This is a genomic window from uncultured Campylobacter sp. (assembly GCF_937973075.1).
GTDB lineage: Bacteria > Campylobacterota > Campylobacteria > Campylobacterales > Campylobacteraceae > Campylobacter_B.
Map to the genome: position 1 here is coordinate 53,889 of NZ_CALBWL010000026.1, position 23,035 is coordinate 76,923.

At 42.2% G+C, this 23,035-nt stretch carries 22 protein-coding genes, 1 tRNA gene and 1 CRISPR repeat array; of the genes, 18 read left to right on the top strand and 5 right to left on the bottom strand.

Annotated features, from left to right (window positions below; genetic code table 11):
• Positions 1–103: 103 nt before the first annotated feature.
• From rlmN to hisF, 3 genes are all read right to left on the bottom strand, one after another.
• Positions 104–1,213, bottom strand: a complete 1,110-nt coding sequence (gene rlmN / locus Q0274_RS03190; RefSeq protein WP_298027620.1) for a 23S rRNA (adenine(2503)-C(2))-methyltransferase RlmN — start codon at positions 1,211–1,213, stop codon at positions 104–106.
• Positions 1,210–1,755, bottom strand: coding sequence for a purine-nucleoside phosphorylase (locus tag Q0274_RS03195; RefSeq protein WP_298027621.1), 546 nt, complete (start codon positions 1,753–1,755; stop codon positions 1,210–1,212). Before Q0274_RS03195 ends, rlmN begins: the two co-directional genes overlap by 4 nt.
• 353 nt (positions 1,756–2,108) lie before the next feature.
• Complete coding sequence (gene hisF / locus Q0274_RS03200; protein ID WP_298027622.1) at positions 2,109–3,029, bottom strand: imidazole glycerol phosphate synthase subunit HisF; 921 nt, start codon at positions 3,027–3,029, stop codon at positions 2,109–2,111.
• Positions 3,030–3,120: 91 nt separating this feature from the next.
• On the opposite strand from hisF, the gene rsmA reads away from it, so the two are divergent.
• From rsmA to ybaK, 5 genes are all read left to right on the top strand, one after another.
• On the top strand, positions 3,121–3,981 hold the full coding sequence (gene rsmA / locus Q0274_RS03205) for a 16S rRNA (adenine(1518)-N(6)/adenine(1519)-N(6))-dimethyltransferase RsmA (RefSeq protein ID WP_298027624.1): 861 nt from the start codon (positions 3,121–3,123) through the stop codon (positions 3,979–3,981).
• Positions 3,962–6,202 (top strand): ribonuclease J, encoded by a 2,241-nt coding sequence (locus Q0274_RS03210; protein ID WP_298027625.1) that lies wholly within the window; start codon positions 3,962–3,964, stop codon positions 6,200–6,202. Before rsmA ends, Q0274_RS03210 begins: the two co-directional genes overlap by 20 nt.
• Before the next feature lie 342 nt (positions 6,203–6,544).
• On the top strand, positions 6,545–7,507 hold the full coding sequence (locus Q0274_RS03215; protein WP_298027627.1) for an SIS domain-containing protein: 963 nt from the start codon (positions 6,545–6,547) through the stop codon (positions 7,505–7,507).
• A gap of 8 nt (positions 7,508–7,515) precedes the next feature.
• Complete coding sequence (locus Q0274_RS03220; RefSeq protein WP_298027722.1) at positions 7,516–8,277, top strand: pseudouridine synthase; 762 nt, start codon at positions 7,516–7,518, stop codon at positions 8,275–8,277.
• Between the two features lie 19 nt (positions 8,278–8,296).
• Positions 8,297–8,770, top strand: coding sequence for a Cys-tRNA(Pro) deacylase (gene ybaK, locus Q0274_RS03225; protein WP_298027628.1), 474 nt, complete (start codon positions 8,297–8,299; stop codon positions 8,768–8,770).
• Positions 8,771–9,084: 314 nt separating this feature from the next.
• Here the strand turns inward: ybaK and Q0274_RS03230 are convergent, their stop codons facing one another.
• Entirely contained in the window at positions 9,085–9,648 is a 564-nt protein-coding gene (locus tag Q0274_RS03230; RefSeq protein WP_298027630.1) for a LemA family protein, read from the bottom strand.
• Positions 9,649–9,718: 70 nt separating this feature from the next.
• Between Q0274_RS03230 and Q0274_RS03235 the strand changes: the two genes are divergently transcribed.
• The 13 genes from Q0274_RS03235 to Q0274_RS03295 all read left to right on the top strand — a co-directional run bounded on the left by Q0274_RS03235 (position 9,719) and on the right by Q0274_RS03295 (position 21,735).
• Positions 9,719–9,795 (top strand) — tRNA-Met (locus Q0274_RS03235).
• Between the two features lie 259 nt (positions 9,796–10,054).
• Complete coding sequence (gene cas6 / locus Q0274_RS03240; RefSeq protein ID WP_298027631.1) at positions 10,055–10,867, top strand: CRISPR system precrRNA processing endoribonuclease RAMP protein Cas6; 813 nt, start codon at positions 10,055–10,057, stop codon at positions 10,865–10,867.
• Positions 10,868–10,909: 42 nt separating this feature from the next.
• Positions 10,910–13,105, top strand: a complete 2,196-nt coding sequence (cas1, locus tag Q0274_RS03245; protein WP_298027633.1) for a CRISPR-associated endonuclease Cas1 — start codon at positions 10,910–10,912, stop codon at positions 13,103–13,105.
• On the top strand, positions 13,102–13,374 hold the full coding sequence (gene cas2, locus Q0274_RS03250) for a CRISPR-associated endonuclease Cas2 (protein WP_298027634.1): 273 nt from the start codon (positions 13,102–13,104) through the stop codon (positions 13,372–13,374). Before cas1 ends, cas2 begins: the two co-directional genes overlap by 4 nt.
• A 431-nt stretch (positions 13,375–13,805) precedes the next feature.
• Positions 13,806–15,273: direct repeats of the CRISPR family, unit length 37 nt; unit sequence ATTTGATTAGAATTTCCCCGATCTAGGGGATTGAAAC.
• Positions 15,274–15,495: 222 nt separating this feature from the next.
• Entirely contained in the window at positions 15,496–16,101 is a 606-nt protein-coding gene (locus tag Q0274_RS03255) for a hypothetical protein (protein WP_298027636.1), read from the top strand.
• A 167-nt stretch (positions 16,102–16,268) separates the two neighbouring features.
• On the top strand, positions 16,269–16,922 hold the full coding sequence (locus tag Q0274_RS03260; RefSeq protein WP_298027637.1) for a hypothetical protein: 654 nt from the start codon (positions 16,269–16,271) through the stop codon (positions 16,920–16,922).
• A gap of 280 nt (positions 16,923–17,202) precedes the next feature.
• The gene (locus Q0274_RS03265) at positions 17,203–17,454 is read left to right on the top strand and encodes a hypothetical protein (protein ID WP_298027638.1); all 252 of its coding nucleotides are present in this window, start codon (positions 17,203–17,205) and stop codon (positions 17,452–17,454) included.
• Positions 17,455–17,500: 46 nt separating this feature from the next.
• Entirely contained in the window at positions 17,501–17,626 is a 126-nt protein-coding gene (locus Q0274_RS03270) for a hypothetical protein (protein ID WP_298027640.1), read from the top strand.
• A gap of 31 nt (positions 17,627–17,657) precedes the next feature.
• Positions 17,658–18,452, top strand: a complete 795-nt coding sequence (locus Q0274_RS03275; RefSeq protein WP_298027641.1) for a hypothetical protein — start codon at positions 17,658–17,660, stop codon at positions 18,450–18,452.
• Positions 18,453–18,455: 3 nt separating this feature from the next.
• Positions 18,456–19,754: a TM1812 family CRISPR-associated protein gene (locus tag Q0274_RS03280; protein WP_298027643.1), complete on the top strand. Its 1,299-nt coding sequence runs from the start codon at positions 18,456–18,458 to the stop codon at positions 19,752–19,754.
• The gene (csx20, locus tag Q0274_RS03285; RefSeq protein ID WP_298027644.1) at positions 19,751–20,131 is read left to right on the top strand and encodes a CRISPR-associated protein Csx20; all 381 of its coding nucleotides are present in this window, start codon (positions 19,751–19,753) and stop codon (positions 20,129–20,131) included. Before Q0274_RS03280 ends, csx20 begins: the two co-directional genes overlap by 4 nt.
• Positions 20,131–21,138: a WYL domain-containing protein gene (locus Q0274_RS03290; RefSeq protein ID WP_298027646.1), complete on the top strand. Its 1,008-nt coding sequence runs from the start codon at positions 20,131–20,133 to the stop codon at positions 21,136–21,138. The genes csx20 and Q0274_RS03290 overlap by 1 nt, the downstream gene beginning before the upstream one ends.
• A 432-nt stretch (positions 21,139–21,570) precedes the next feature.
• On the top strand, positions 21,571–21,735 hold the full coding sequence (locus Q0274_RS03295) for a hypothetical protein (RefSeq protein WP_298027647.1): 165 nt from the start codon (positions 21,571–21,573) through the stop codon (positions 21,733–21,735).
• A gap of 253 nt (positions 21,736–21,988) precedes the next feature.
• Here Q0274_RS03295 and Q0274_RS03300 read toward each other — a convergent pair whose 3' ends face one another.
• Complete coding sequence (locus Q0274_RS03300; protein ID WP_298027648.1) at positions 21,989–23,020, bottom strand: DUF3137 domain-containing protein; 1,032 nt, start codon at positions 23,018–23,020, stop codon at positions 21,989–21,991.
• Positions 23,021–23,035: the final 15 nt, after the last annotated feature.

Genomic DNA, 23,035 nt, shown 5'->3' on the forward strand with positions numbered 1-23,035 from the left:
AACGCCGATCTCATCCATTATTTTTTGCGCGTCCATTGCTGCTCCTTTATAAATTTTTTGCCGATCTGCCTTACGGTCTGAAAATAATCGCCGAATTTTTCCTCTACTTGTTCGAAATTTTATCGGCACTGATACCACTTTGAGCCGGAATTTTACCTTGCTCGTTTCTTTGCTTGAGCTGTCCGCACGCCGCACTGATATCTAGCCCCTTGCTCTGCCGGATCGTGCAAGTAATGCCGTGTGCGCATAGATAGTCCTGAAATTTTACCATATTTTCGGGGCTTGGTCTGCCAAAGCTCGAGCCTTCGTGCGGATTAAAATAGATCAGATTTACTTTTGCGCGAATGCCGTGCAGAAGCTTCACTAGCGTTTTGGCATCGCTTGAACGGTCATTTATCCCATCGATCATTAGATATTCAAACATCACGCGTTTTCGCAGATCGATTGGGAACTCGCGCACCGCCTGCATGATCGATGCAATATTGTAGGCACGATTTATAGGCATTAGTTTTTCACGCAGTTCGTCATCCACTGCATGCAGTGAGATCGCGAGTAGCACGCCAAGATCCATTTCGCCAAGCTTTTTTATCTGCGTAGAAAGTCCGCTCGTACTTATCGTTTGGCGACGCGGCGCTATGGCGAGTCCATCGTTTTCTTTTAAAATTTGCACGGCTTTGGCAACGTTGTCTAGGTTATTAAGCGGTTCGCCCATCCCCATATACACGACATTGACGCGGCGTTCGTACGGGATCGCGTTCATTTTCTTGATGAGCCAAATTTGAGCCACGATTTCGCCTGGAGTTAAATTTCGTACGAAACCACCTTTTGCTGTCAGACAGAAGCTGCAGCCAATTTTGCAACCCACTTGCGAACTTACGCAGATTGAGTAGCGCGCGTGTCTTATAATTTTTTCGTTTTCATCTCGCAGCTCATCCTTCATCGGTAGCAGGACACTTTCTATCGTCTTGCCGTCTTTGAGAGCGAAAAGGTATTTGATACTGCCATCGCTACTTGTTTCGGATCTGATACATTTAAGCGGGTCTAAATAAAAATTTTGAGCTAAACCTTGACGGATCTCTTTTGGTAGATTTAGCATTAGTGCAAAGTCATCTACATTCTTTTTGTAAATCCATTCGTAAATTTGTTTGGCTCTAAATTTTGGTTCGACGAAATTTTCAAGCTCTTTCATCGTAAAATCAAAGATGTTTTTCAAATTAATGCCTTAGTTTTTAGATATTTAGTTAAATTTTCTTTTGCGGCGGCGTGATTTTTTAAAAAATCCGTGTGAGCAGTTGAATCACAAAAATTCGTCGCACAAAAAATTCCGTAAGCGGGAATTTGAAATTTTTGAGCTACCTTGAGAACCGCAAAAAATTCCATATTTTCTAAAAAATAACCTCGCTCAAAGAATTTTAGTGCGGATTTTTTATCGGTCGTGATAAAAGTTGAGCTATTAGTTATTGTTTCATATGAAACATTGGTAGAATTCCTAGCTAAAATTTCATAGTTAATTGGAGAGTATGAAAGTTCATAAAGCGCCGATATCTCGCAGTTTGCAGCCGATCTGCTTTCATAAATTTTTAGAATTTCACCCTCTTTGTATAGCCCTGCAGAACCCACGAAAATGATTTCGCTCGGCAAGCTTTGTCTATTTTCACATAAAAATTTAGTCAAATTTATACTCATATCCACTAGCCCCACGCCCATAGGCAGGGCAAAATCAAAAATTTCATTTCGTCCGGCAGAGATTATCATTTATGGATCCACGCTTTCGTTATTTTTCACTAATCATAGCAAAATGACGATAAATTTAAAGCTAAATTTTGAAATTTTTTCGTCGTAAAGTATCGGATGAAATTAAAATAAATCGAGTAAATATCTATGAGAGCTGTACCTTTATCTTCCATAATGGTAGTAGTGCAGGTGGCGGGTAGAAGATGGAAAAGTATCATAAAAAAAGCTTATAATTTAGCTAAAACGAAGAAATTTTATCTAAGCAAAAACGATGCTTGCAAAAAACTTGCAAGATAATAAAGGCTGAAATAAAATTAATTATTTGGTCGCTTTGGCGGCTAAGTTTCAACCCTGCGGTATAAATCTGACCAAATTTACAGTCTCACTTCAATATTTTGTTTTTGCAAATACGCTTTTAGTGCCTTGATTTCGATTTCTCTGAAGTGAAAAATCGATGCCGCCAGGCATGCGTCCGCACCCGCTAAAAATGCGTCTTTGAAGTGCTCTATTTTACCAGCACCGCCGCTTGCGATCACAGGGATATCAAGCGCGCTAAAAATCCGCGTCAAATTTAACTCAAATCCATTTTTAACGCCGTCGCAGTCCATCGACGTGAGTAAAATTTCGCCTGCACCACGTTCCTGCGCTTCTTTCGCCCAAGCAAGCGCATCTTTGCCCGTGTCTAGCCTACCGCCGTTTATAAACACGCTATAGCCGCAAAACTCGCAGTTTCCAGTTAAAATTTCATCCTGCGCGCCGCGTGAGATCTCTCCAAAATTCCGCGCCTCACCGCCTAAATTTGTGTCTGGATTTCGCATGCCGCCGTGTAAATCTCCGTTTGAATTCCTCGCCTCGCCATATAAATCGCCACGCGAAATTTCACTAGAATTTCGTTTCGCGTCGATCGCGACTACGACGCACTGCGAGCCGAATTTATTCGCCGCTTCGTCTATTAAATTCGGATTTTTTATCGCGGCGGAGTTGAGACTGATCTTATCGCAGCCGACGTTTAGCAGGCGAGAGATGTCATCGATCGTGCGGATGCCGCCGCCCACGGTCAGCGGGATAAAAAGCTCGCGCGCAACCCGTTCCACGACGTCCACGATCGTATCGCGCCCCAGATGCGACGCCGTGATATCTAGGAAGCACAGCTCATCCGCGCCCTCTTCGTTGTAGCGTTTGGCGACCTGCACCGGATCGCCCGCATCCACGAGACCTACGAAATTTACGCCCTTTACTACTCGTCCGTCTTTGACGTCTAGGCATGGGATTATGCGTTTTGCGAATCTATTCAAAGTAGCCCTTCGGAATAAAATTTTTTATGATTTTAGCCAAATTTTACTTAACATAATGACTTTATAAGTAAAATTTGGCTAGACTCTCGCGATGATTAGGGCGAAAAAAGAGTTCGGGCAAAATTTTTTAAAGGACGAAACCGTTTTAAGCAAGATCATCCAAGCGATTCCCGAGAATGTACAGAATGTCGTTGAGATCGGGGCTGGCTTAGGTGATTTAACTCGTAAGCTTTTGGAATTTTACAGATTAAAAAGTTTCGAGATAGATGAAGATTTATATCAAATTTTAAGCGCTAAATTTGCGCAGCAGATCGCTAGCGGCGAGCTTAAGCTCGTTTTGGGCGATGCTTTGCGGATTTGGCAGCAGCGGGGTCTTGGCTGCGGCGAATATTTTTTGGTCGCAAATTTGCCCTACTACGTCGCTACGAAGATGATTTTGCAGGCGATCGACGATGAGCTATGCGGCGGATTTTTGGTGATGATCCAAAAGGAGGTCGCTTTAAAATTCTGCGCCAAAGCCGGGCAGAGCGATTTTAGCGCTCTTTCGATCCTGGCCGATCTTGCGGGCGGCTGCGAGCTTTTGTTTGACGTTGAGCCCAGCTGCTTCGAGCCCGCGCCGAAGGTGACCTCATCGGTAATCAGGCTCGTAAAAGGCAAAAATTTTAAGCCAGGCACCGAGATAAACGCAGACGGCCTCGGCGTAAAAAGTTGCGCCCGCTTCCAAAATCTCGATGAATACGAGAAATTTAAAAGCTTTTTACGCGTATCTTTCAGCGCGCCGCGAAAGACGCTTATTAAAAATTTAAGCGCAAAATTTGATAAAGGCTTAGCCGAAGAGATCTTTTTAAATTTGAAAATTCCGCCTACAGTTCGGGCGCACGAGTTAAATTCCACCCTTTTTTTAGAAATTTTTAAAAATTTAAAGGCAAAAGATGGAAGAAAACAGAAATGAAAACGGCGTCGAACGACTCAAAAAAAGCAATCGCTATAAAAAACGCAAGGAAAATCTAAAAAAATCTATCGCAAGCGAAGGCTCTGCGGGCGATGTGGAATTCGGCGGCGAGCACGAAAATGGCTCTCGCAAAAATAAAGGTGCGAAAAACGGGCAAAATTCCGCTCGTTCAAAGGGTTCAAAAAACGGCTCTCATAAGGGATCAAATTCTGCGGGTGGTTCGTCAAGCGGCAGTTCAAACGCCGTGCATTCAAACGGCGCGAGTGGTGCGCATTTCGGCGGTGCATATCCAAAAAGCAACGAAAACGGCGCGGGCGGTTCAAATTTAAACCGCGACGGTCGTGCAAAGCCAAGCGGCAATAACGCAAAAGGCGCAAATTCTAACGCCTCAGACGATACAAACTCTTCGGATTCGCAGAAAAAGAAAAAGCATAAAAAGCGCTCAAATATGCCAAAGAGCCTCACGGGCAACGAGCCGTGGCAAAAGGCGATGGAAGAGGCGATCGCGGAAAATAAGCTGATCCACGAGGAGCGCCTGCACCCGCTTAAAGACGCTAATCGCAGCGATGAGACGGTGCGTATCACGCCGCTTGGCGGACTGGGCGAGATCGGCGCGAATATGACCGTTTTTGAGACCAATACGAGTGCGATCATCGTGGACGTGGGCATGAGCTTTCCCGAGGAGAGTATGCTTGGCGTGGATATTTTGATCCCCGACTTCGATTATGTTCGCAAGATAAAAAACAAGATCAAGGGCATCATTATCACGCACGCGCATGAGGATCATATCGGCGCGATGCCATATTTTTTCAAAGAATTTCAATTTCCGATCTACGCTACGCCGCTTCCTTTGGGGATGATAAGCAATAAATTTGAAGAGCACGGCCTTAAAGCCGAGCGCAGCTACTTCCGCCCAGTACAGAAGCGTCAGCTCTATCAGATCGGCGATTTTGAGGTCGAGTTTATCCACATAACGCACTCGATCATCGACGCAAGTGCGCTTGCGATCACAACGAAAGCAGGCACAATCATCCATACGGGCGATTTTAAGATCGATCACACGCCGATTGACGGCTATCCGACCGATCTGAACCGCCTGGCGTATTACGGCGATCGCGGAGTTATGCTTTTGATGAGCGATAGCACAAACTCGCACAAAGAGGGGATTACAAAGTCCGAGAGCTCGGTAGGCAAGACCTTTGATACGATATTCTCAAGCTGTAAGGGGCGAGTGATAATGAGTACCTTCAGCTCAAACATCCACCGCGTCTATCAGGCTATAGAGCGCGGCGTAAAATATGGCCGCAAGGTTTGCGTCATCGGGCGAAGCATGGAGCGAAATTTATTTACCGCGATGGAGCTCGGCTATGTAAATTTAGACAAAAAAATCTTCGTCGATGCCGATCAGGTCTCCAAATACCCCGATAATGAGGTTTTAATCGTTACTACTGGCTCGCAGGGCGAGACGATGAGCGCGCTGTACCGCATGGCGACGGATGAGCACAAATACATTAAAATCAAATCAACCGATCAGGTAATCATCAGTGCCAAGGCGATCCCGGGCAACGAAAGCAGCGTCTCAACTGTGCTTAACTACCTGCTAAAAAGCGGCGCAAAGGTCGCGTATCAGGACTTCAGCGAGATACACGTAAGCGGGCACGCCTCGATCGAGGAGCAAAAACTCATGCTGCGCCTGATAAAGCCGAAATTTTTTCTACCCGTGCACGGCGAATACAACCACATCGTAAAACACAAAGAAACCGCGATGGAATGCGGTATCGATGAGAAAAATATCTATCTGATGAACGACGGCGATCAGATGGAGGTTTGCGAAAAATATCTAAAGCGCGTCAAGACCGTCAAGACGGGCAAGGTTTTTATCGATAATCAGATCAACAAGCAGATCTCCGACGAGATCGTCAAGCACCGTCAAAATTTAGCTGATGCGGGCGTCGCGGTAATCATCGCGCAGATCGACAAAAACGAAAAAAGGCTCATCCAGACGCGCGTCATCACCTACGGGCTCGTTGCCGATAACCAAACGGCGCACTTTACCAAAGAGATGCAGGGCATCATCGAGCAGTTTTTAGCGAATTTAAAAGATGAAATTTTGCTCGATCACTGGGCGCTGGAGGGCAAGATTCGCCAGGCTGTGCGAAAGCACATCTTTAGAAAGATCAAAAAATATCCGACCATTGTGCCGGTGATTTATTTGATGTAAGCGAGGCTAAATTTAGCGTGCAAGGCGGATTCGATCTGCGGCGGGCAAGTGAAATTTTAATGGCGCCGGTTAGCGCTCGGGTCTGAAATTTTGCGATGTGAGCGAGCTTTGCAGCGTTGGAATTTCAAAGCGGCAAGTAAAATTTCGAGCGCAAAATTTCGGCGTAAAGCAAAATTTAAAGATCGTCTAGCAAGCCTGCGGTGAGCAGGCAGGGGAGCGCGGCGATTTTGTAGATTAGAATTTTATGGTGTAAATTTCAAAGGCGTGAAATTTTAGCTAGCTCAAATTTAGACGCGGCGCAAAGAGGCACAAAATGAAGGCAAATTTTAAAAAGAAGGTTGAATGAGTGAAATTTTAGATACGGCACGAGAGGTGCTGAGGCTCGAAGGAGCGGAGCTTTTGCGGCATGTGGATCTTATCGGCGGCGAAATTGAGCGAGCCGTAAACTTGATCCTAGCTTGCAAGGGCAAGGTAATCGTCACCGGCGCGGGTAAGAGCGGACACATAGGCGCCAAGATCGCTGCGACGCTTGCCAGCACCGGCACGCCGTCGTTTTTCGTCCACCCTACCGAGGCGCTGCACGGAGATTTGGGCATGATCGGCAAGGACGATATGGTGCTTGCGATCAGCTTTAGCGGCGAGAGCGAGGAGCTGGTTAGAATTCTGCCTCATCTCAAACGCTTCGGCGTGAAGATCATCGCGATGGCGCGCGATAAAAACAGCTCGCTCGGTAAGGTTAGCGATGAGTTCATAAGCCTTGGTATCGTCAAAGAGGCTTGCCCGCTAGGTGCCGCGCCTACGGTTTCTACGACGCTAACACTTGCGTTAGGAGACGCGTTAGCGATCTGTTTGATGAGACAGCGTAGATTCGGTAAAGAAGATTTTGCAAATTTTCATCCCGGTGGAAGCCTAGGCAAGCGACTTTTCGTCAAAGTAAAGGACGTGATGCAAAGTAAAAATTTGCCGCTCGCAAACCGTAACGCCAGCCTAAAACAAGCTATCGACGTTATGACGCACGGAAAGCTCGGCACCGTCTTGTTAGTGAACGAAAAGGGCGCGCTTGAGGCGATTTTAAGTGATGGCGATCTGCGGCGTGCGCTGATGCGAGAGGATTTTGACATCAATGACGGCGCGCTAAAATATGCCACCAAAAACCCTAAAATGCTGGATGATAAAAATATGCTCGCAATAGATGCGTTAAATTTGATCGAGCAATTCAAAATTCAAGTCCTACCCGTAGTCGAAAATGGCGTGCCCGCGGGGATCTTGCATATTCACGATCTAACGAGCTTGGGACTAAAATAATGCAAAAGATGCGTCTGAATAAATTTATCTCCCATAACACCGGCTACTCGCGCCGTGAGGCGGACGAGCTGATCAAGCAGGGCAAAGTTAGCATTAACGGTCGCGTCGTTAGCGATTTTATAGAGGTTAGCGGCGAGGAGAAGATCCGCATAGGCTTGCGCCTTATCAAGCCCAAGACGGAATTTACGATGATCGTTTATAACAAACGCAAAGGCGAGTTAGTTACTAAAAAAGACGATCGCGGCAGGCGGACGATTTACGATAGCTTGCCGGAGGGGTTTAGTAGATTTGTTAGCGTAGGGCGTTTGGATTTTGCAAGCGAAGGGCTTTTGCTGCTAACCGATGCGCCCGCGATCGCTACGGCGCTGATGAACAGCGACATCGAGCGAGAGTACTATCTAAAGGTAAAAGGCGAGGTGGGGGATGAGGTGGTAACGGCGATCCGCGAAGGCTTTTTCGCCGCAGATGCGAGCAAAGGCGCGCACGCTAAAAGCAAGATCAAATCGATGGAATTTAAACCCTTTTTGGGCTACCGCATAATGCCTAGCAGCGGCGGTTATACGAAGATAAAGGCGATCATTAACGAGGGGCAAAATCGCGAGCTGCGTAGATTTTTCGGCTATTTTGATCTGGATGTCGTGGAGCTTAAGCGCACGGCATTCGGAAGAATAACTCTTGGGATGTTAAAACCCGGCAAATGGCGCTATTTCGATCAGAGCGAATACGAAGACCTGCGTGATTTTTTGAAAGAAAACAAAATCCGCTATTAAATTTAAGAAAAGAGGCGAAATGAGCTCAAAAACAAACGCCGCACGCGTACTGGACGGTCTGAAAATCCCTTATGAGATTAAAGAATACGCGGTTGATCCTTTAAATTTAGATGCGGTACACGTGGCAAACAGCGTGAGCGAGCCGATCGAGCGGGTCTATAAAACGATAGTTTGCACGGCGGATCACGAATATGTCGTAGCCTGCCTGCAAGGCGATCTAAATCTCGATCTCAAGGCGCTCGCGCACATCTGCGGTGCGAAGCGGTGCGAGCTGATGGATTTGAAGGATTTGCAAAAAATCACCGGCTACGTCAGGGGCGGCTGCTCGCCGCTTGGGATGAAAAAACACTTCCGCACCTTCATCGACGAGCGAGCGCTAACGCAGGAGAAAATTTACGTTAGCGCAGGCGTGCGCGGAAAACAGATCGCTCTTGCGCCTAAGGACCTCATAACTGCCACTGAAGCGCAAATTTGCAAAATAACGCATGACTAACGCAGCGTTACTTTTGTCGCCACTTGCGTAAGTAACGCCGGTGGCAAGCTAGTTAAAATTTACACTGCGAAATTTAGACTTTTAAAATTTGGCATTGCGCCGTAAAATTTTATTGTTAAAATTCTCAGTACCGCATGCCGCAAGATATCTCAAACAAGATGACGAGTACGCAGGGCAGGGCGCGGCAAGTCTCTTTTAAGAACGCGCTCTTTGCGCGTGATCCGTTTTATTCACTATAAATTTAGACTCACGGCGTTTGGAGTCGTTTGCGATGAAATTTTAAAATTCCATCGCAAATTTTCTATATCTCGCGCCTATTTTTTGAAAAGCTCAGAGACGTTTGGGGCTTGCTTTTCTTGCTCGCTGGCGGCGAAAAATTCCGCTTTGGCGAAGTTGAAAACGTTAGCGATGATGTTAGTAGGGAACATCTCGCAGGCGTTATTATAAACCGTAACGGCGCCGTTATAAGCGCGGCGTGCGGCACTGATCTGCTCCTCGCACTCGCCTAACGCGTTTTGTAGCTTGACAAACGATTCGTTAGCTTTGAGGTTTGGATACGCCTCCACCGCGATGCGGATCTGTCCTAAAAGAGCCGAAATTTCGCTATTTAACTTAAATTTGTCCGCGTTAGAAGCCGCGTTGATCGCTTGCGAGCGAAGTTCGCTGACGCGCGTTAGTACGGAGTTTTCGTGGCTCATGTATTCGCGCGTGGCGCTAACTAAATTTGGGATGAGATCGTAGCGCTTTTTAAGTTGTGTATCGACGGTGGAAGCGACATTTCGCACCTGGTTGCGCTTGGCGATGAACGAGTTATAAACGCCCACTAACGCCAAAACTAACAAAACTATGACGACTAATAAAATCAAAGCCGCATTCATTTTCTCTCCTTTTAAAGTGTTTCAATTAAAAATAAGAATATTTAGCTATACTTGCCGTTTCTTTATTCGTGTCAAGGTAGCTCAGCTGGTTAGAGCGCTGGTCTCATAAGCCGGAGGTCGAGAGTTCAAGTCTCTCTCTTGACACCATCTTCAAATTACCTTTAAGAGCGCAACGGCGCTTCAAAAAAGTTGGAAATTATATCTTACTTATACTTGAAAAATAATGAAAATTAGCAAAAGTAGAAAATTTATCTTATTGATACGCCTTTAATACAACCTAAATTTAAATGTTCGCCGAGATAAAATTCGTTCTTAATTGCCGGCAATTAAGCGAGAGTATTGCTAGTCTAAAACGCAAAAGCTCATTTTGTAGTATAATTTTCACAAAATATTATAAAGGCTATCCATGCTTAAATACTTAGAATTAGGCGTTTGCGGTATAGATCTGAAGCCCTCTCATTCTTTTATCGGCTCGATGATTCGGGGCACTTTTGGATATGCCCTTAGGCGGGTAAGCTGTCCTTATATAGGCGCAAACTGCGAGGAATGTGGCATTTCGAGCGAATGCGTGTATAGCGAATTTTTTGAAAACGTATCGGACACGCCAAATTTCAGGCTGGATATCGATCTTAATCAAAAGAGCTTTGATTTTAAAATTTTACTTTTCGAGCACGCCGTAAGTTATCTGCCTCACGTTGCTATCACTATCCAAAATATGCAAGAAATCGGACTTGGAGCAAATAGAAATAAATTCAAATTTACCCATTTGCGCCTAAACGGCGAAATCGTAGAGCCTAAATTTCTACTTTCAAATAAAGTTGAAACGCTAAATTTCACGCCAGATTTCACCGCGGGCGATTATGAAATTTCGCTTCTTACTCCGCTTCGTATAAAGCAAAAAAATACCCTCGTCCGCCGCGATATCGATTTTAAATCCTTCATTCGCCAAATCGCTATGAGATTTGAGAACATAACGCGCGAGCCTATGGATAAATTCGAAGTCAAATTTGATCGCTTCAAGCAGGATTTGAGATTTTACGATCTTAACCGATACTCAAACCGCCAGCATACTAAAATGCAATTTGGCGGCGTACTCGGACGGATGCGAGCTTTCGGGCTTGACGAGCGCTCGGCAAAGCTTTTGCAACTCGCTCAAATTACAGGAGTCGGTAAAAGCACCGTTTTCGGACTAGGCAAGATAAAGGTAGATCGGATCTAATTTTGCGTCGTAAAATTGCAAAATCGTAAAAAAAGGAGCTTCATGTTTGATCTAAGTTTAGAGGATATTTTTACCGCAGGCGCCTTTGAATACGCGCTAAAAAGGCTAAAGCGCACGGCTTTGGGGCTTGATGGACTTAGCGCTGAGGATATTTGTTCGGGCGAATTTTATGCTGAGCTAAAGAGTGAAATTTTTAGCCTTTCTTATTCGCCGCAGCCCTTAAAACGAGCCTTTATCCCAAAAGAAGCCAAAGACGAGCTTCGCAAGCTCGCCGTGCCCTCGCTAAAAGATAAATTTGCGCAAAATATCCTCACTCGCGAGCTTTCAGGCTATTTTGATAAAAGCTTTTCAAACCGCTCTTATGCTTATCGAAGCGGCAAATCCTACGCCAATGCAATTTATCGTGCCCGCGATTTTTTTCAAATTTTCAGCTTCGCCGTCAAAACCGACATCAAAGATTTCTTTGAAAATATCGATCACGAAAAATTGCTTGAAATTTTATGCGCAAATATCCGTGATGCTCGCATCATTAGACTCATTGAGCTTTGGATCAAAAACGGAATTTTTGAACGCTTTGATTACCGCGCTCATGCAAAAGGCGTTCATCAAGGCGACGTCCTAAGCCCGCTGCTTTCGAATATCTACCTAAATCAAATGGATAAATTTTTAGAAAACTCGAGCGTAGAATTCGTCCGATACGCCGATGATTTCGTTATGTTTTTTGTTTCATATGAAGCCGCCGAGAGAGGGCTTGCACGCCTGAAAGATTTTTTAAAAACCATAAGCTTATCTCTAAACGAAGCCAAAACCTCCATTCACGGAAAAGATAGCGAATTTGTCTTTTTGGGCGTAAGCTTTAAGGGCACAAATTTAAGCATCGGCGAGGAAAAATTTAAGCGCATTCTAGCCAAACTCGCAAGCTCTGCCAAAAAGCAGGCGATAGGCCAAAGCGTAGAAAATTTAAACGCCTATGTGTATCATCTAAAAGCCATTTCGCTTAAGCTTTTCTCGCCTTCGCAAAAAGATAGGTTTTGCTTGCATTTTGGCGAGGTCGTAACGAGCCTAATACGCAGATTTCTAAAAACCGCAGACAAGCGGACGCTAGCAGAAGCCTTAATCAACCTAAACTTCCCCTACGAGCTAGGCAAAACGGCTAGAAAGGCTAAAATTCTAACCTACTTTAAAAACGCCAAGCGCCCCACCGTCAAATCCGTCCAAAACGCTCTTGAGGCTAAAAAGCGCGAATACCTAAAAACCTTCTCGCAAAGCTCGATTATCCACATCACGACGCCTTTTTACTTCCTCGCTCTGTCGCAAGGAAAGCTCGTGCTAAAAAGCAAAGGCATTATCAAGCACAAATTCTCCATAAATCAAATCAGCCAGATCATCATCAACGCTCAGATTTCATTAAGTTCCGCCGTCATCAAAGAGTGCGCCAAAAAGAAAATTTCCATAAATTTCATCGACGAAAAGACAAATCTCAGCTACGCCACGCTCGTTAGCGCAAATTCTGCCATACCCAAAACCGCCGCTTCGCAAATTTCGCTGCTAACGACCAAAAAATCACTCCGCATCGCTCAGCAGTTCATCATCGGCAAGCTAAAAAATCAGATCAACTATCTAAAATATCTAGGCAAATACCATAAAAATCTAGACGCCGAAATTAAAGCGATGCAAGAAATTTTAAAGCTCCGCGTCCCTGGCGCCGCAAGCGTAAGCGAGCTTATGGGCTTTGAAGGAAGCGCCGCAAACTCCTACTGGCAGGCTATCGCAAAAGCGATCGACTACGAGTTTGGCTTTAGTGCGCGAGTGACGCAGGGCGCTACCGACATCGTAAATTCCGCCCTAAACTACGGCTACGCGATCCTTTATTCAAAAATTTTAAAATCCATTGCCGCCGCGGGTCTGTCGCCGCACGTATCCTATCTGCACGCGCTTGATGAGCAAAAGCCTACTCTCGCCTTCGATCTCATCGAGGAATTTCGAGCCTTCATTGTCGATCGCGCCGTAATCTCGATGGTCAATAAAAACGAGCCCTTTGAGATAAAAGACGGGCTCCTATCTGTCGCAACCAGGCAAAATATCGCCAAAAACGTAAATGAAAAGCTCTTCGCTTGCACGCAGTACAGAGGCGAACAGCTAAAAGCGCAGGATATCATAGATAGGCAAGCCTACGCCTTAAAACGCGCCGTAACCCAAAACGAAAAATATAAGCCTTTCATCGGGAGATTTCAATGAATTTAATCATCTGCTACGACGTTTGCAAAACTAAGCGCCGCAACAAACTCGCCGCCTTGCTAGAAGGCTACGGGCTGCGGGCGAACTACTCGGTATTTGAGCTAGACGTCTCCGAGCGCGAATACGTCCTCATAAAAGATCGCATCGCCCGCATCATTGAGCCCAAAACCGACAAAGTCCTATTCTACCGCATCTGCAAAACTTGTATGGCTAAAAGCGAGAGCCTAGGTGAAGGCGAGATATTTCGCTCTCCTGATGCCTACGTCTAAGCCCCATTTTTAGGGATTTGATTTTCGGACTTTTTCAAATTCTAAAAGTCCGATTTTAGCGTGCTTTAATATTTTACTAAGTTTCAAAATGTCCGCAAAGCTCAAATTTCGCTCGCGCCAAAAGCCCTTTCTCGGACTTCCGCTATTTAGCCTATTTTTAAAGTCCCATTTTTAGGGCTTTTTACGTTTGCGGAATTTAGCAGAAATTCGAAAAAGCCTAAAATTTTAATTTTTGCGTTTAGATTTTCGGACTTTTGCGCTTGCGTAAAGACGCTTAAATCCACACTTTTAAGCCCACCCTAAGCAAAAACCTCGAAATTTGAAATTAATTTTTCGCCCCTTTCTCGGACTTTTTCGCGTTTTGTGATATAATGGCGCTCGCAAATAGTTCTTTAAAAACTCATTGTCAATTTTAATGCGGTTTTTGGGCTATTTGATTAGAATTTCCCCGATCTAGGGGATTGAAACTATATTCTGACAATGGATTCATTGAAACCACATTATATTTGATTAGAATTTCCCCGATCTAGGGGATTGAAACAATGTATTCCATCACACTCTCCTTAACTGAGTATCATATTTGATTAGAATTTCCCCGATCTAGGGGATTGAAACATCCTCTACGCTCCAAACCAATCCCCGCTGATATAATTTGATTAGAATTTCCCCGATCTAGGGGATTGAAACATACACCATAGTAGTTACCTAGCATCATCTTAGGTGTAATTTGATTAGAATTTCCCCGATCTAGGGGATTGAAACCCTACACATAACTTTAACAAACTTATTAACTTCCTCTAAGGTTTATTTGATTAGAATTTCCCCGATCTAGGGGATTGAAACGACATCCCAATCTAAATTCAAAAATTTGTTGTTTTCGGATTTGATTAGAATTTCCCCGATTTAGGGGATTGAAACGTTCATGGCTTGCAACTGAATTTGCCCAAGCAGTTTCATCTGATTAGAATTTCCCCGATTTAGGGGATTGAAACAAATCGCCTTCGATGTCTAAGCCAAAAGCATTCATATTAATCTGATTAGAATTTCCCCGATTTAGGGGATTGAAACGACGAATCAATGATCGTTCCATCTAAATCGACAGCGATCACATCTGATTAGAATTTCCCAGATCTAGGGGATTGAAACAACGTTGATTGCTCTTCATTACGTCCCACTTAAGTTCGCTATTTGATTAGAATTTCCCCGATCTAGGGGATTGAAACACTTCCGATAATTTAGAAGTGTGAGATTTCTCAAGCAAACCAGAAATTTGATTAGAATTTCCCCGATCTAGGGGATTGAAACACTGCTGAAGATATGGTATCCTCATCTCCATAAATTTGATTAGAATTTTCCCGATCTAGGGGATTGAAACCTATAAGAATTTCCATATTCGTCAAAGATATCACATTTGATTAGAATTTCCCCGATCTAGGGGATTGAAACAATACTTTTCCAACACCCTTTAGATAGTCTCCCATTGATTTGATTAGAATTTCCCCGATTTAGGGGATTGAAACTTTCCGTTATACCCTTGCGGGAATTCTTTTATTTCAGCTTCTATTATTTGATTAGAATTTCCCCGATCTAGGGGATTGAAACCTTTTAGAAGTTCCTCTGCTTTTTTCATAAATGTCCTTATTTGATTAGAATTTCCCCGATCTAGGGGATTGAAACTAGACGAATATTCGTTCGTCAACATTTTCTCTCCTATTTGATTAGAATTTCCCCGATCTAGGGGATTGAAACTTGTTTACCCAGACCCAATACATTGAAGGGTTCCAACGATTTGATTAGAATTTCCCCGATCTAGGGGATTGAAACATAGCCACTCGGTATCTTGATAAGTCAAGTGCGAAACGATCTGATTAGAATTTCCCCGATTTGGGGGATTGGGACAAACGAGTTTTGCCTCGGATAATGCTGTGTAATCGCGCTGATTTGATCAAATTTCAAGATATACGACTAAAATTTAATGGATTTTTTAAAAGCACTCCGTAAATTGACAGAATTTGACAACTAAACTCCTTATAATCACGCTCAAAGTTGATATGGCGGGTTTGAATTCTATGAGTAATTTTGTTATTTTTCGAAAAAGAATTTTAAAACAAAGGAGAAAGTATGAAAATTTTGTTTAAAGTGTTTTTACTCGGTTTGATCGGAGTTGTATTTTCCGGTTGTTTTATCGTAATGCCGCCTGATAAAGAAACGGTAATGGCTCAGCAGCTAGATGTTTGGTGTATCCTTAGAGAGAATAAGGATAAGGAAAGATATGAGGAATCTATACGTAAAGCAAAGTCGTTCCTTGATAAAGATAAGTATGGAGATAGAGTTCAAATAGCTCCAAGAGGAGAGTATAGCGTTTCGCTATTAGATAGAGCTTTTAGTGGTGACAATCACCCGGGACTATACTGGCGTGAATATGGTTTGGTGTATAAGCCGATAACTTGTGATAGGGAAAATAAAAAGCTTAATATGGTTGTAGAGATTACACCTCATAAAGTTAAAGCTCAGAATGAGAAAGATAAGATGGAGGGAGACGCTTACACTTTTATTGATTCTTTTAAAAAACAAACGGCTGAAGCACTTTATTCTTCTAAAGAAATAGGAGAGCTAATGGAATTGAGTTCATCGCTCGATCTAATCTTTATTGACTATGAAACAAGGAAAGAGATCGATAAAAGTACTTATGATTTTGCGGGCTACAAAGCGTATAATGAAAAGTAGGTATAAGTTCAACTACCTGACAATTGATTATCGAGTATTCGCCGGGAGAGTTAAATAAGATAGCTAATTTTTGCTTTGCTTCAATTGGAAGGCGATGCGATAGATAGTAGAATAACAGGCTTTTCAAATTGCCCGATTGTTTATAAATTTAAAGGAAGGAAAATGTTATGAGAACACTGTTTTTAGTATTAATTGCTATATTTTTAATAGGATGTGTAGAACCGGACCCGGAAAGCTACTACGGAAGGATTAACAGAAAAGATGAGTTTACGACTAACTTCCAAAGTAGAAGGCTAGCCAATGAGCTAATCGTCTTATTTGATATGGGCGAAAAATCTCAATATGGAAACGATTACTTTGATAATTCGCTTAAGATAGCCGATTACGAAAACGATGTAAAGCTCTCGGAAGTTAAAAGCTTTTTAGCTTCAAAAGGAGCTGCGCCGTTACGCGTTTATGAGCGCGCAGTTAAGAGTAGCGGGAAAAATAAGTTTAAGAGGTATTCAGGTAGGCTGAATGCCGAAGTCGTTTCTCTAGTTCCTTTTGATACTCAGTTTCGAAAAGCGCAAAAGAACTGCTTTGACGGAACCTCGCTATGCTTATTTGATGAATTCCCGTTACTTACAGAAACGGATGTTGAGGGCGATGTTGCTTCTATGATGATCAACTTTGTTGAGCTTAAGGCGGCTTTCAATAACTATCAGGATAGCTTTACGCCGGTAAAGATTACCATCCATACCGCAACCTATACTGGTGCGAAACTCAATGCTATCTTAAGTAAAATTCCGAAAAAAGCATTTGAAAATAATGAGTTAAACTAAATAAGAGAGTCGGATGAATGAGGTAGAATGGATCAATAAATACGGCTTTTGCTAGGAATGGTTTTAGGTAGCGAGGAATTCGGTTAGAATTTCCCCTATCTAGGGGACTGGTTCCTCTTTGCACCCAAAATTTTCAATCTACCCTCCCCTGATTTAATTAAAATTTCCCTCTCATTTTTCAAAGTTTCCCCTTGGCTGACAGAATCTGACACTACGGCTCACTATAATTGCGCTCAAACTCGGAGGTAAAACGCCGACGAGATCAATTAAGGGAGTTGTAATGAAAAAGATTGTGTTGTCGCTAGCAGCGGCTGGAGTTATGAGTGGCGCTTTGGCGCAAGAGGTGCCGAATTTAGCAAATATCGCGCCGAGCAATTGCGGCTCGTATGTCCCTACGCTTGATTTTTACATCAAAGGCAAGGATATAACGGACAGTGTGTCTTTTGCGGCAGGACTAGACAATAAATTCGGTCTAGCTCGAGGCGTCGCTTCGGCTAGTTCATTTTGCGTAATTTTTCAAAAAATAATTTAAGTCTAGTTGCGATAAAATTTCAAAAATATAACACGAAGGAGGCAAGATGGCTAAATACCTATACGGTGCAAGTATCCAGGGTATACAAGAGTATATTTACGCCACTGGAAGCTGGAAAGAGCAAACTAAACAAAAAAGCCGGAAAAAGACAGAGACTATCAAGATACGTTAAAGATAATGGAGATGCTAAAGGAATTTAAAAAATGACGCATTACGAAAAAAGAAATTTTCAAAAAATAATCGTTTCGCTTTTGGGAAGCTCTCTTTTAGAGCGTAAGGCGTTTTTTATCATCGCGGGAGTATTACTGTTTTTCGCTTGGTTGCCGGACGGAATGTCGTCGCTACTAGATAAAATTTTCGGCGGCGAAATTTTAAAATGGAGCGCCAAAGACGGCACTATGCTGGTTCAAATTTTAGGCTCTATAGTGATTTTTGGGGTAATCAAACGAATAATTCCCAAAGACATCCCTAATGTCGATATATGTATAAATGATAGACCCAAAAGGGCTAAAGTTCTAGTGCTATTTTTAAGCGAAAATAATGGCGGAATAGAAGAAATTTTGAAATTTAAAACTATCGATGAGTATGGAAGAAATAATTATAGAATGCCGCTTACGGCGATAGATTATCATAAAGACAAGCTTGAAAAGATAATAATCACTTGTTCTGAAAAATCTCACGGCGATAGAGATAAATTTTTAAAATGCGTGCAAAATCTCTTTGGTAAGGAGATTGCGGATATGGCGAATGTACGATATATAAAGAATTTCGAAGATGCAAAAAGCGTCTATAAATTTTTAGAAAGCGTATATAGCCAGCTTGGGCAAGAGGGCTTTACGGAAGACGACATTGTATTTGATGTCACGGGAGGACAAAAGGCGATAAGTATAGCCGGAGCGATATTTGCGATACCCAACGACAGGCATTTGCAGTACGTTTCCACTAGCGATTATACTGTCAAACACTATGATTTAACCTATATGCAAAATGAGGAGTAAAATATGAAAGTTGTAACGATTTTAGGAAAAGGTTATGTTAAGGAGGCCGAAGAAAGATCGATCTATGAATACGATGAGAAGCTTAAAAATTCGTATTCTTTAAAAAAGCAAAGATATACGAATATGCTTCCGCTTTTGATAGATAATTTCGGCGTTCAAAATATCGTACCTATTTTTACTGAAGATGCGAGAGATGATCAAATAAAAGTTTTAGAAAAGGAATTTAAAACAAGCCATATCGAGATATTTAACAATAAGAATTTCATTAGAGGCGATACGGATTTTTATGAAATTCTACGTATTATAAATGAAGCAACCAACGAAGACAATGAATATATAATCGATCTAACTCACGGCTTTAGGCATATTCCTATTTTAGCTACCATCTCACTTATATCTCAAAGCTTAAGCGATACGAATAAAATCAAACATATATTTTTTGCGAAAGAGATAATAAATCAAAAAGAGTATGAAATTATCGATTTAAAAGAATACTTAGAGCTTGCAAATATGTCGTATATGCTCGAAACATTCGATAAAAATTATACCGTTTCATTTGTAGCCGCGTTTGAAAACGAGGATTTTGAAAATTTAAGAGGCGAGCTAACAAAATTTTCGAATGATATTCTTGCGAATTCATTAAAAGCGCTCGAAAATCGTTTTGACGTAGTTTTGCAATACATAGAAAATATCAAAAAGAACGAGCAAATTTTTACTTTCAGAACCAGTCTTGATAAAATCAAAGAACATATAGAAAATTTAAAGCAGATCAGCACAAAGATAGATTATCAAAAGTTATACGAAATGGCAAAAGTACTTAATAAAAAGGGCTACTTATTAAACGCTATAACATTGCTATTTGAAGGGATTGGATATTATTGCGTAAGCGGTCTAGAAAAAATTAGTCCCAAAGTAGAAGCTTACGTGAGAGAATTTAAAAATAGTGGATTTTTTGACTCTTATGATTTAACCAATCAATCTAGAAATTTAATAAAAATCGGCAGGGAGATGAAATCTTATTTATTTGGCACAGAAAAGGCGCAAACTCATTTTGGACTTAGCGAGAAAAAAGCTAAGGAATATCTAGGCGATATAAAAAATTCGATCTGCAATAAACTAGAAAGAATTCCGGATATAGAAGAATTTAAGAATTTTATCATTGCGGCTGAAAAATTAAGAAATAATCTAGCTCACGGAAACAGTAGCGATGAAATAGCAAATACAAAGTTAAATTTCAAACGGCTTTTAGAAGACTATAAAAAATTCTGCATAAAGGATGATATTTTAGGGGTAAGCGCGTGAAAACCCTATTCGCCCTAATAAACCACACCTTGACGTCGGAGCAAGAAGAAGATGCGAGGAATAATTTAAATGTTGATAAATTCATAAACATAACCGATGCGAGGTGGAGCGATATCGATCCGTCCGATAAAAGCGTAATAAAATTTGTTGAAACTTATAAAAACAAACTCAAAAAGCAAGCAAAAGCGGGCGACGTATTGCTGGTGCAGGGTGATTTCGGAGCGACTTATAATATGATAAGGTTTGCTAAAAATATGGGTCTGATAGCTGTGTATGCGACTACTAACCGCATCATAAGTGAGCAGGTAGAAAACGGCAAAGTCGTGATTAAACGAGAATTTAAACACGCAAGATTTAGAGAATACGAGGAGTTATAATGTCATCAGATGCAGACAATAAAACGATAGTTATCTTTGAAATTTTAAAAAAGCTAGTTGCAAAGCAAGAAATTTATCTTACCGATACAGAGCTTTTAGATGAGTTAAGGATTAAGGAAAGAACGCTTAGAAGGTATATGGGCGAAATCGACAAGCTATTTCCAGACGCTTTTAGGATAGAAAGCAAGCTCATAGGGCATGGCAAGAGACCGGTAAAAGTATTAAGAGTATATGACAAAAACAAAGATATAATCGGCGTTTTAAAATGTCTTTTAGAATATGGCAATGATCTAGGCTGGTTAATTAGTTTATTAAACGCAAATGATCCTAGGTTGTTTAACGATTTAGATAAACATGAAAAAGAGAAGGTATCTAAACAATTAAAAGAGGATTCGGACGTATTTTTATTTAGAACCAATCCTTTGGAGGTTTTGCAAGATGGGCTAAGTAAAAGATATTTGAGCGAGCTTCGCAATGCCGTTAAAAATAAAGAATGTCGAAATATCAAGTATAAATATATCGGTGAAATGGAGAATTTAATCGACGCAAAATGCCTAAAAATAGTTTTTACAGATAGTAATTGGTATTTGGCTATCGAGGATGCTGATGGAAATTTTAGGCTTTTAAGAGTGGCTTTTATCGTATCGCTTAGTAAAAGCTCGAAAAAATACGAAGGAAAGATCTTGAAGGAATACGAAACGTATTTTAATAAGATACAAAACGCTATGAGCTTGCCCTCCGAGACAACGCGAATAGCGCTATTAAAAGCTTCTCCGAAAGTGGCTATATATTTTAAGGAGGGTATGAAGCTGTTTTTCCCAACTCAAAAATTTAAAAAGAAGCTAGATGATGGTAGCATTATTTTTAGCATAGATTTTACTCAAGATATGGAGATATTGCCGTTTATAAAAAAGTGGCTTCCAGATATCGAGATACTAGAACCAAAAGATCTGAGAGAAACCTTTAAAGAGCAATTAAAAGCGGCTCTTGATATATTAAGTGAGTAGAAAAGGCACGCGTTGTCGCGCTAATAGTGAAACGAAATTTACCCTGAGTCTATTCACGCACCACGAAGCGGTAAAATTTTAGAGTGTTTGATGAAATTTAGGACGCACAAAGCCTCGCCGCAATCTCATATAAAGATCGTGTGCCGTAGGCGGCAGTGGCAAGATCATAATGCTATACAGAGCGGATTTGCACGAGCATAAATTTATAGGCGAGTGATAAAATCTAATTAAAATTTAACGCAAAATCTCATAAAATTCTGCTCGGCGGATTTTTGCAAATAACGTACCGTCATCAATGTCGTAAGACCGCTTAAAGCTTTTAGACGTTTAGATAAAATTTTAAACTGCGGATATCCATCTAATCATAGCGACCCAAACGCCCAATGCAAATATTTTTAAGCAAGAATTGCGCGCTTACGAATCGCATTAAAAGTGCAAAATGCCAAAGCCTCTCAGATTATCTTGGACGAAAGCGGAGCCGAAAAGCTTCTAGGCGCAGGTGATATGCTAGTAAAACTAAGTGGCTCGCAGCCGCAGCATATATTTGCGCCGTATTTAAGCAAAGGCGATATTAAACGGCTTTTAGAGCTAAAATAGATCGCTGATTTTATCACAATATGCTAGGATAAAAATAGCTAAAAGCTCCACAAATCCTATGTCGCAAAATTTGCATCGCTACAAAAATTTTATAAATTTCATGGTTTAAATGCCCTTGAAATTTCAAATAGAATTTTGTCGCAGCGGTTGCGGCGTAGTAGCGCATAAATTTAAAGCGGAATTCCAAAATTTCGCGGCGGCGCAAAGCCTCTGTATTTGCGGATTTAAAGTCAAATTTTAGAATTTAATCCTGCTAGATATTTTCGTTTAATTTCAGACTTTTTACGATAGAGAGAAAGAATAGAAGCTCGTGCTTGATAGACGCGGCGGGATCAAAGCCAAATACGCTGCGATCCACGCTAGGCTCGAAACTATCGTATCCCGTGTGGATGAAAATATAGACGTTTTTGCCCGAAAAGCTTAAACTGATCGGTCCGCCGGCACCGCTTCTAAAGCGAAGCAAGCGCCGCATAAAGGCGGGTGTGAGGGCATACATTGCAGACACCGCATCGGCGCTATATACGCTAAATGCGGAGCTAAACTCGCTACCATTCATCGCGATCTTCTTAAGTCCGCCAAGCGTTGGCCTAGCGCTGAGCGAAGGCAGGATCACCGCCACCGAGTTTACGCGCTTTTTAAATTCTGCGTAGAAAAATATCCCCCTGCTGCTACGTCGTTCGTCAGTATGAGTCACACAAACATCCGCAAAGCTGAAAAATACTCCGTCATAAACGCCTGAAATTTTATCTTCGCAATCAAAATAGCTTATGCCGTCCACAAATAGGCCGCTAGCGCGCAGATATGCCGGCCGAAACGAGCCTGAAATTTCGTAGCGATAACCTAGGCTTGCAATATAGGGCGCAATATATTGGTGTTTAAAGACGCGGACGAATTTTTTGGATCTGTTGTATTTGATCCGCTCCAGCACGGCATCTGCGATATTAAACAAAGAAAGGCAGATGGTTACGAGTGCGATGACGAAGCGCAAGGTATCATTCTCGCACATTTCTACGCCTTTGGCAAGCATCCACAGCAAGGTGCAAAAGATAAATACGCGCACTATATTTGCATCTTTATTCACTACTCTAAAAGAGATGCTGCCGCAGCTAAATACCACTATGATCCAGCAGAGGCCTACTGCTGCTTCTTGATCTCTAAGATTGAAAAATAGCCACAGCGCCGAGGCTAGCGCCGCTAGTGCTATTATCGAAAACGCCGTGCCTTTGCGCTGCTCCGCCTCATCCAGGATGCCGAGCCTTAGTTTTTCCAGTTCGTTGGCGGTCATCTTTCTCTTTCTAAA

What these genes read in the sequence shown, in the direction of transcription:
- Q0274_RS03195 (WP_298027621.1), bottom strand. Translation starts at nt 1,755, where the DNA reads ATGATAATCTCTGCCGGACGAAATGAAATTTTTGATTTTGCCCTGCCT.
- rsmA (WP_298027624.1), top strand. Translation starts at nt 3,121, where the DNA reads ATGATTAGGGCGAAAAAAGAGTTCGGGCAAAATTTTTTAAAGGACGAA.
- Q0274_RS03210 (WP_298027625.1), top strand. Translation starts at nt 3,962, where the DNA reads ATGGAAGAAAACAGAAATGAAAACGGCGTCGAACGACTCAAAAAAAGC.
- Q0274_RS03215 (WP_298027627.1), top strand. Translation starts at nt 6,545, where the DNA reads ATGAGTGAAATTTTAGATACGGCACGAGAGGTGCTGAGGCTCGAAGGA.
- Q0274_RS03220 (WP_298027722.1), top strand. Translation starts at nt 7,516, where the DNA reads ATGCGTCTGAATAAATTTATCTCCCATAACACCGGCTACTCGCGCCGT.
- ybaK (WP_298027628.1), top strand. Translation starts at nt 8,297, where the DNA reads ATGAGCTCAAAAACAAACGCCGCACGCGTACTGGACGGTCTGAAAATC.
- Q0274_RS03230 (WP_298027630.1), bottom strand. Translation starts at nt 9,648, where the DNA reads ATGAATGCGGCTTTGATTTTATTAGTCGTCATAGTTTTGTTAGTTTTG.
- cas6 (WP_298027631.1), top strand. Translation starts at nt 10,055, where the DNA reads ATGCTTAAATACTTAGAATTAGGCGTTTGCGGTATAGATCTGAAGCCC.
- cas1 (WP_298027633.1), top strand. Translation starts at nt 10,910, where the DNA reads ATGTTTGATCTAAGTTTAGAGGATATTTTTACCGCAGGCGCCTTTGAA.
- cas2 (WP_298027634.1), top strand. Translation starts at nt 13,102, where the DNA reads ATGAATTTAATCATCTGCTACGACGTTTGCAAAACTAAGCGCCGCAAC.
- Q0274_RS03255 (WP_298027636.1), top strand. Translation starts at nt 15,496, where the DNA reads ATGAAAATTTTGTTTAAAGTGTTTTTACTCGGTTTGATCGGAGTTGTA.
- Q0274_RS03260 (WP_298027637.1), top strand. Translation starts at nt 16,269, where the DNA reads ATGAGAACACTGTTTTTAGTATTAATTGCTATATTTTTAATAGGATGT.
- Q0274_RS03265 (WP_298027638.1), top strand. Translation starts at nt 17,203, where the DNA reads ATGAAAAAGATTGTGTTGTCGCTAGCAGCGGCTGGAGTTATGAGTGGC.
- Q0274_RS03270 (WP_298027640.1), top strand. Translation starts at nt 17,501, where the DNA reads ATGGCTAAATACCTATACGGTGCAAGTATCCAGGGTATACAAGAGTAT.
- Q0274_RS03275 (WP_298027641.1), top strand. Translation starts at nt 17,658, where the DNA reads ATGACGCATTACGAAAAAAGAAATTTTCAAAAAATAATCGTTTCGCTT.
- Q0274_RS03280 (WP_298027643.1), top strand. Translation starts at nt 18,456, where the DNA reads ATGAAAGTTGTAACGATTTTAGGAAAAGGTTATGTTAAGGAGGCCGAA.
- Q0274_RS03290 (WP_298027646.1), top strand. Translation starts at nt 20,131, where the DNA reads ATGTCATCAGATGCAGACAATAAAACGATAGTTATCTTTGAAATTTTA.
- Q0274_RS03300 (WP_298027648.1), bottom strand. Translation starts at nt 23,020, where the DNA reads ATGACCGCCAACGAACTGGAAAAACTAAGGCTCGGCATCCTGGATGAG.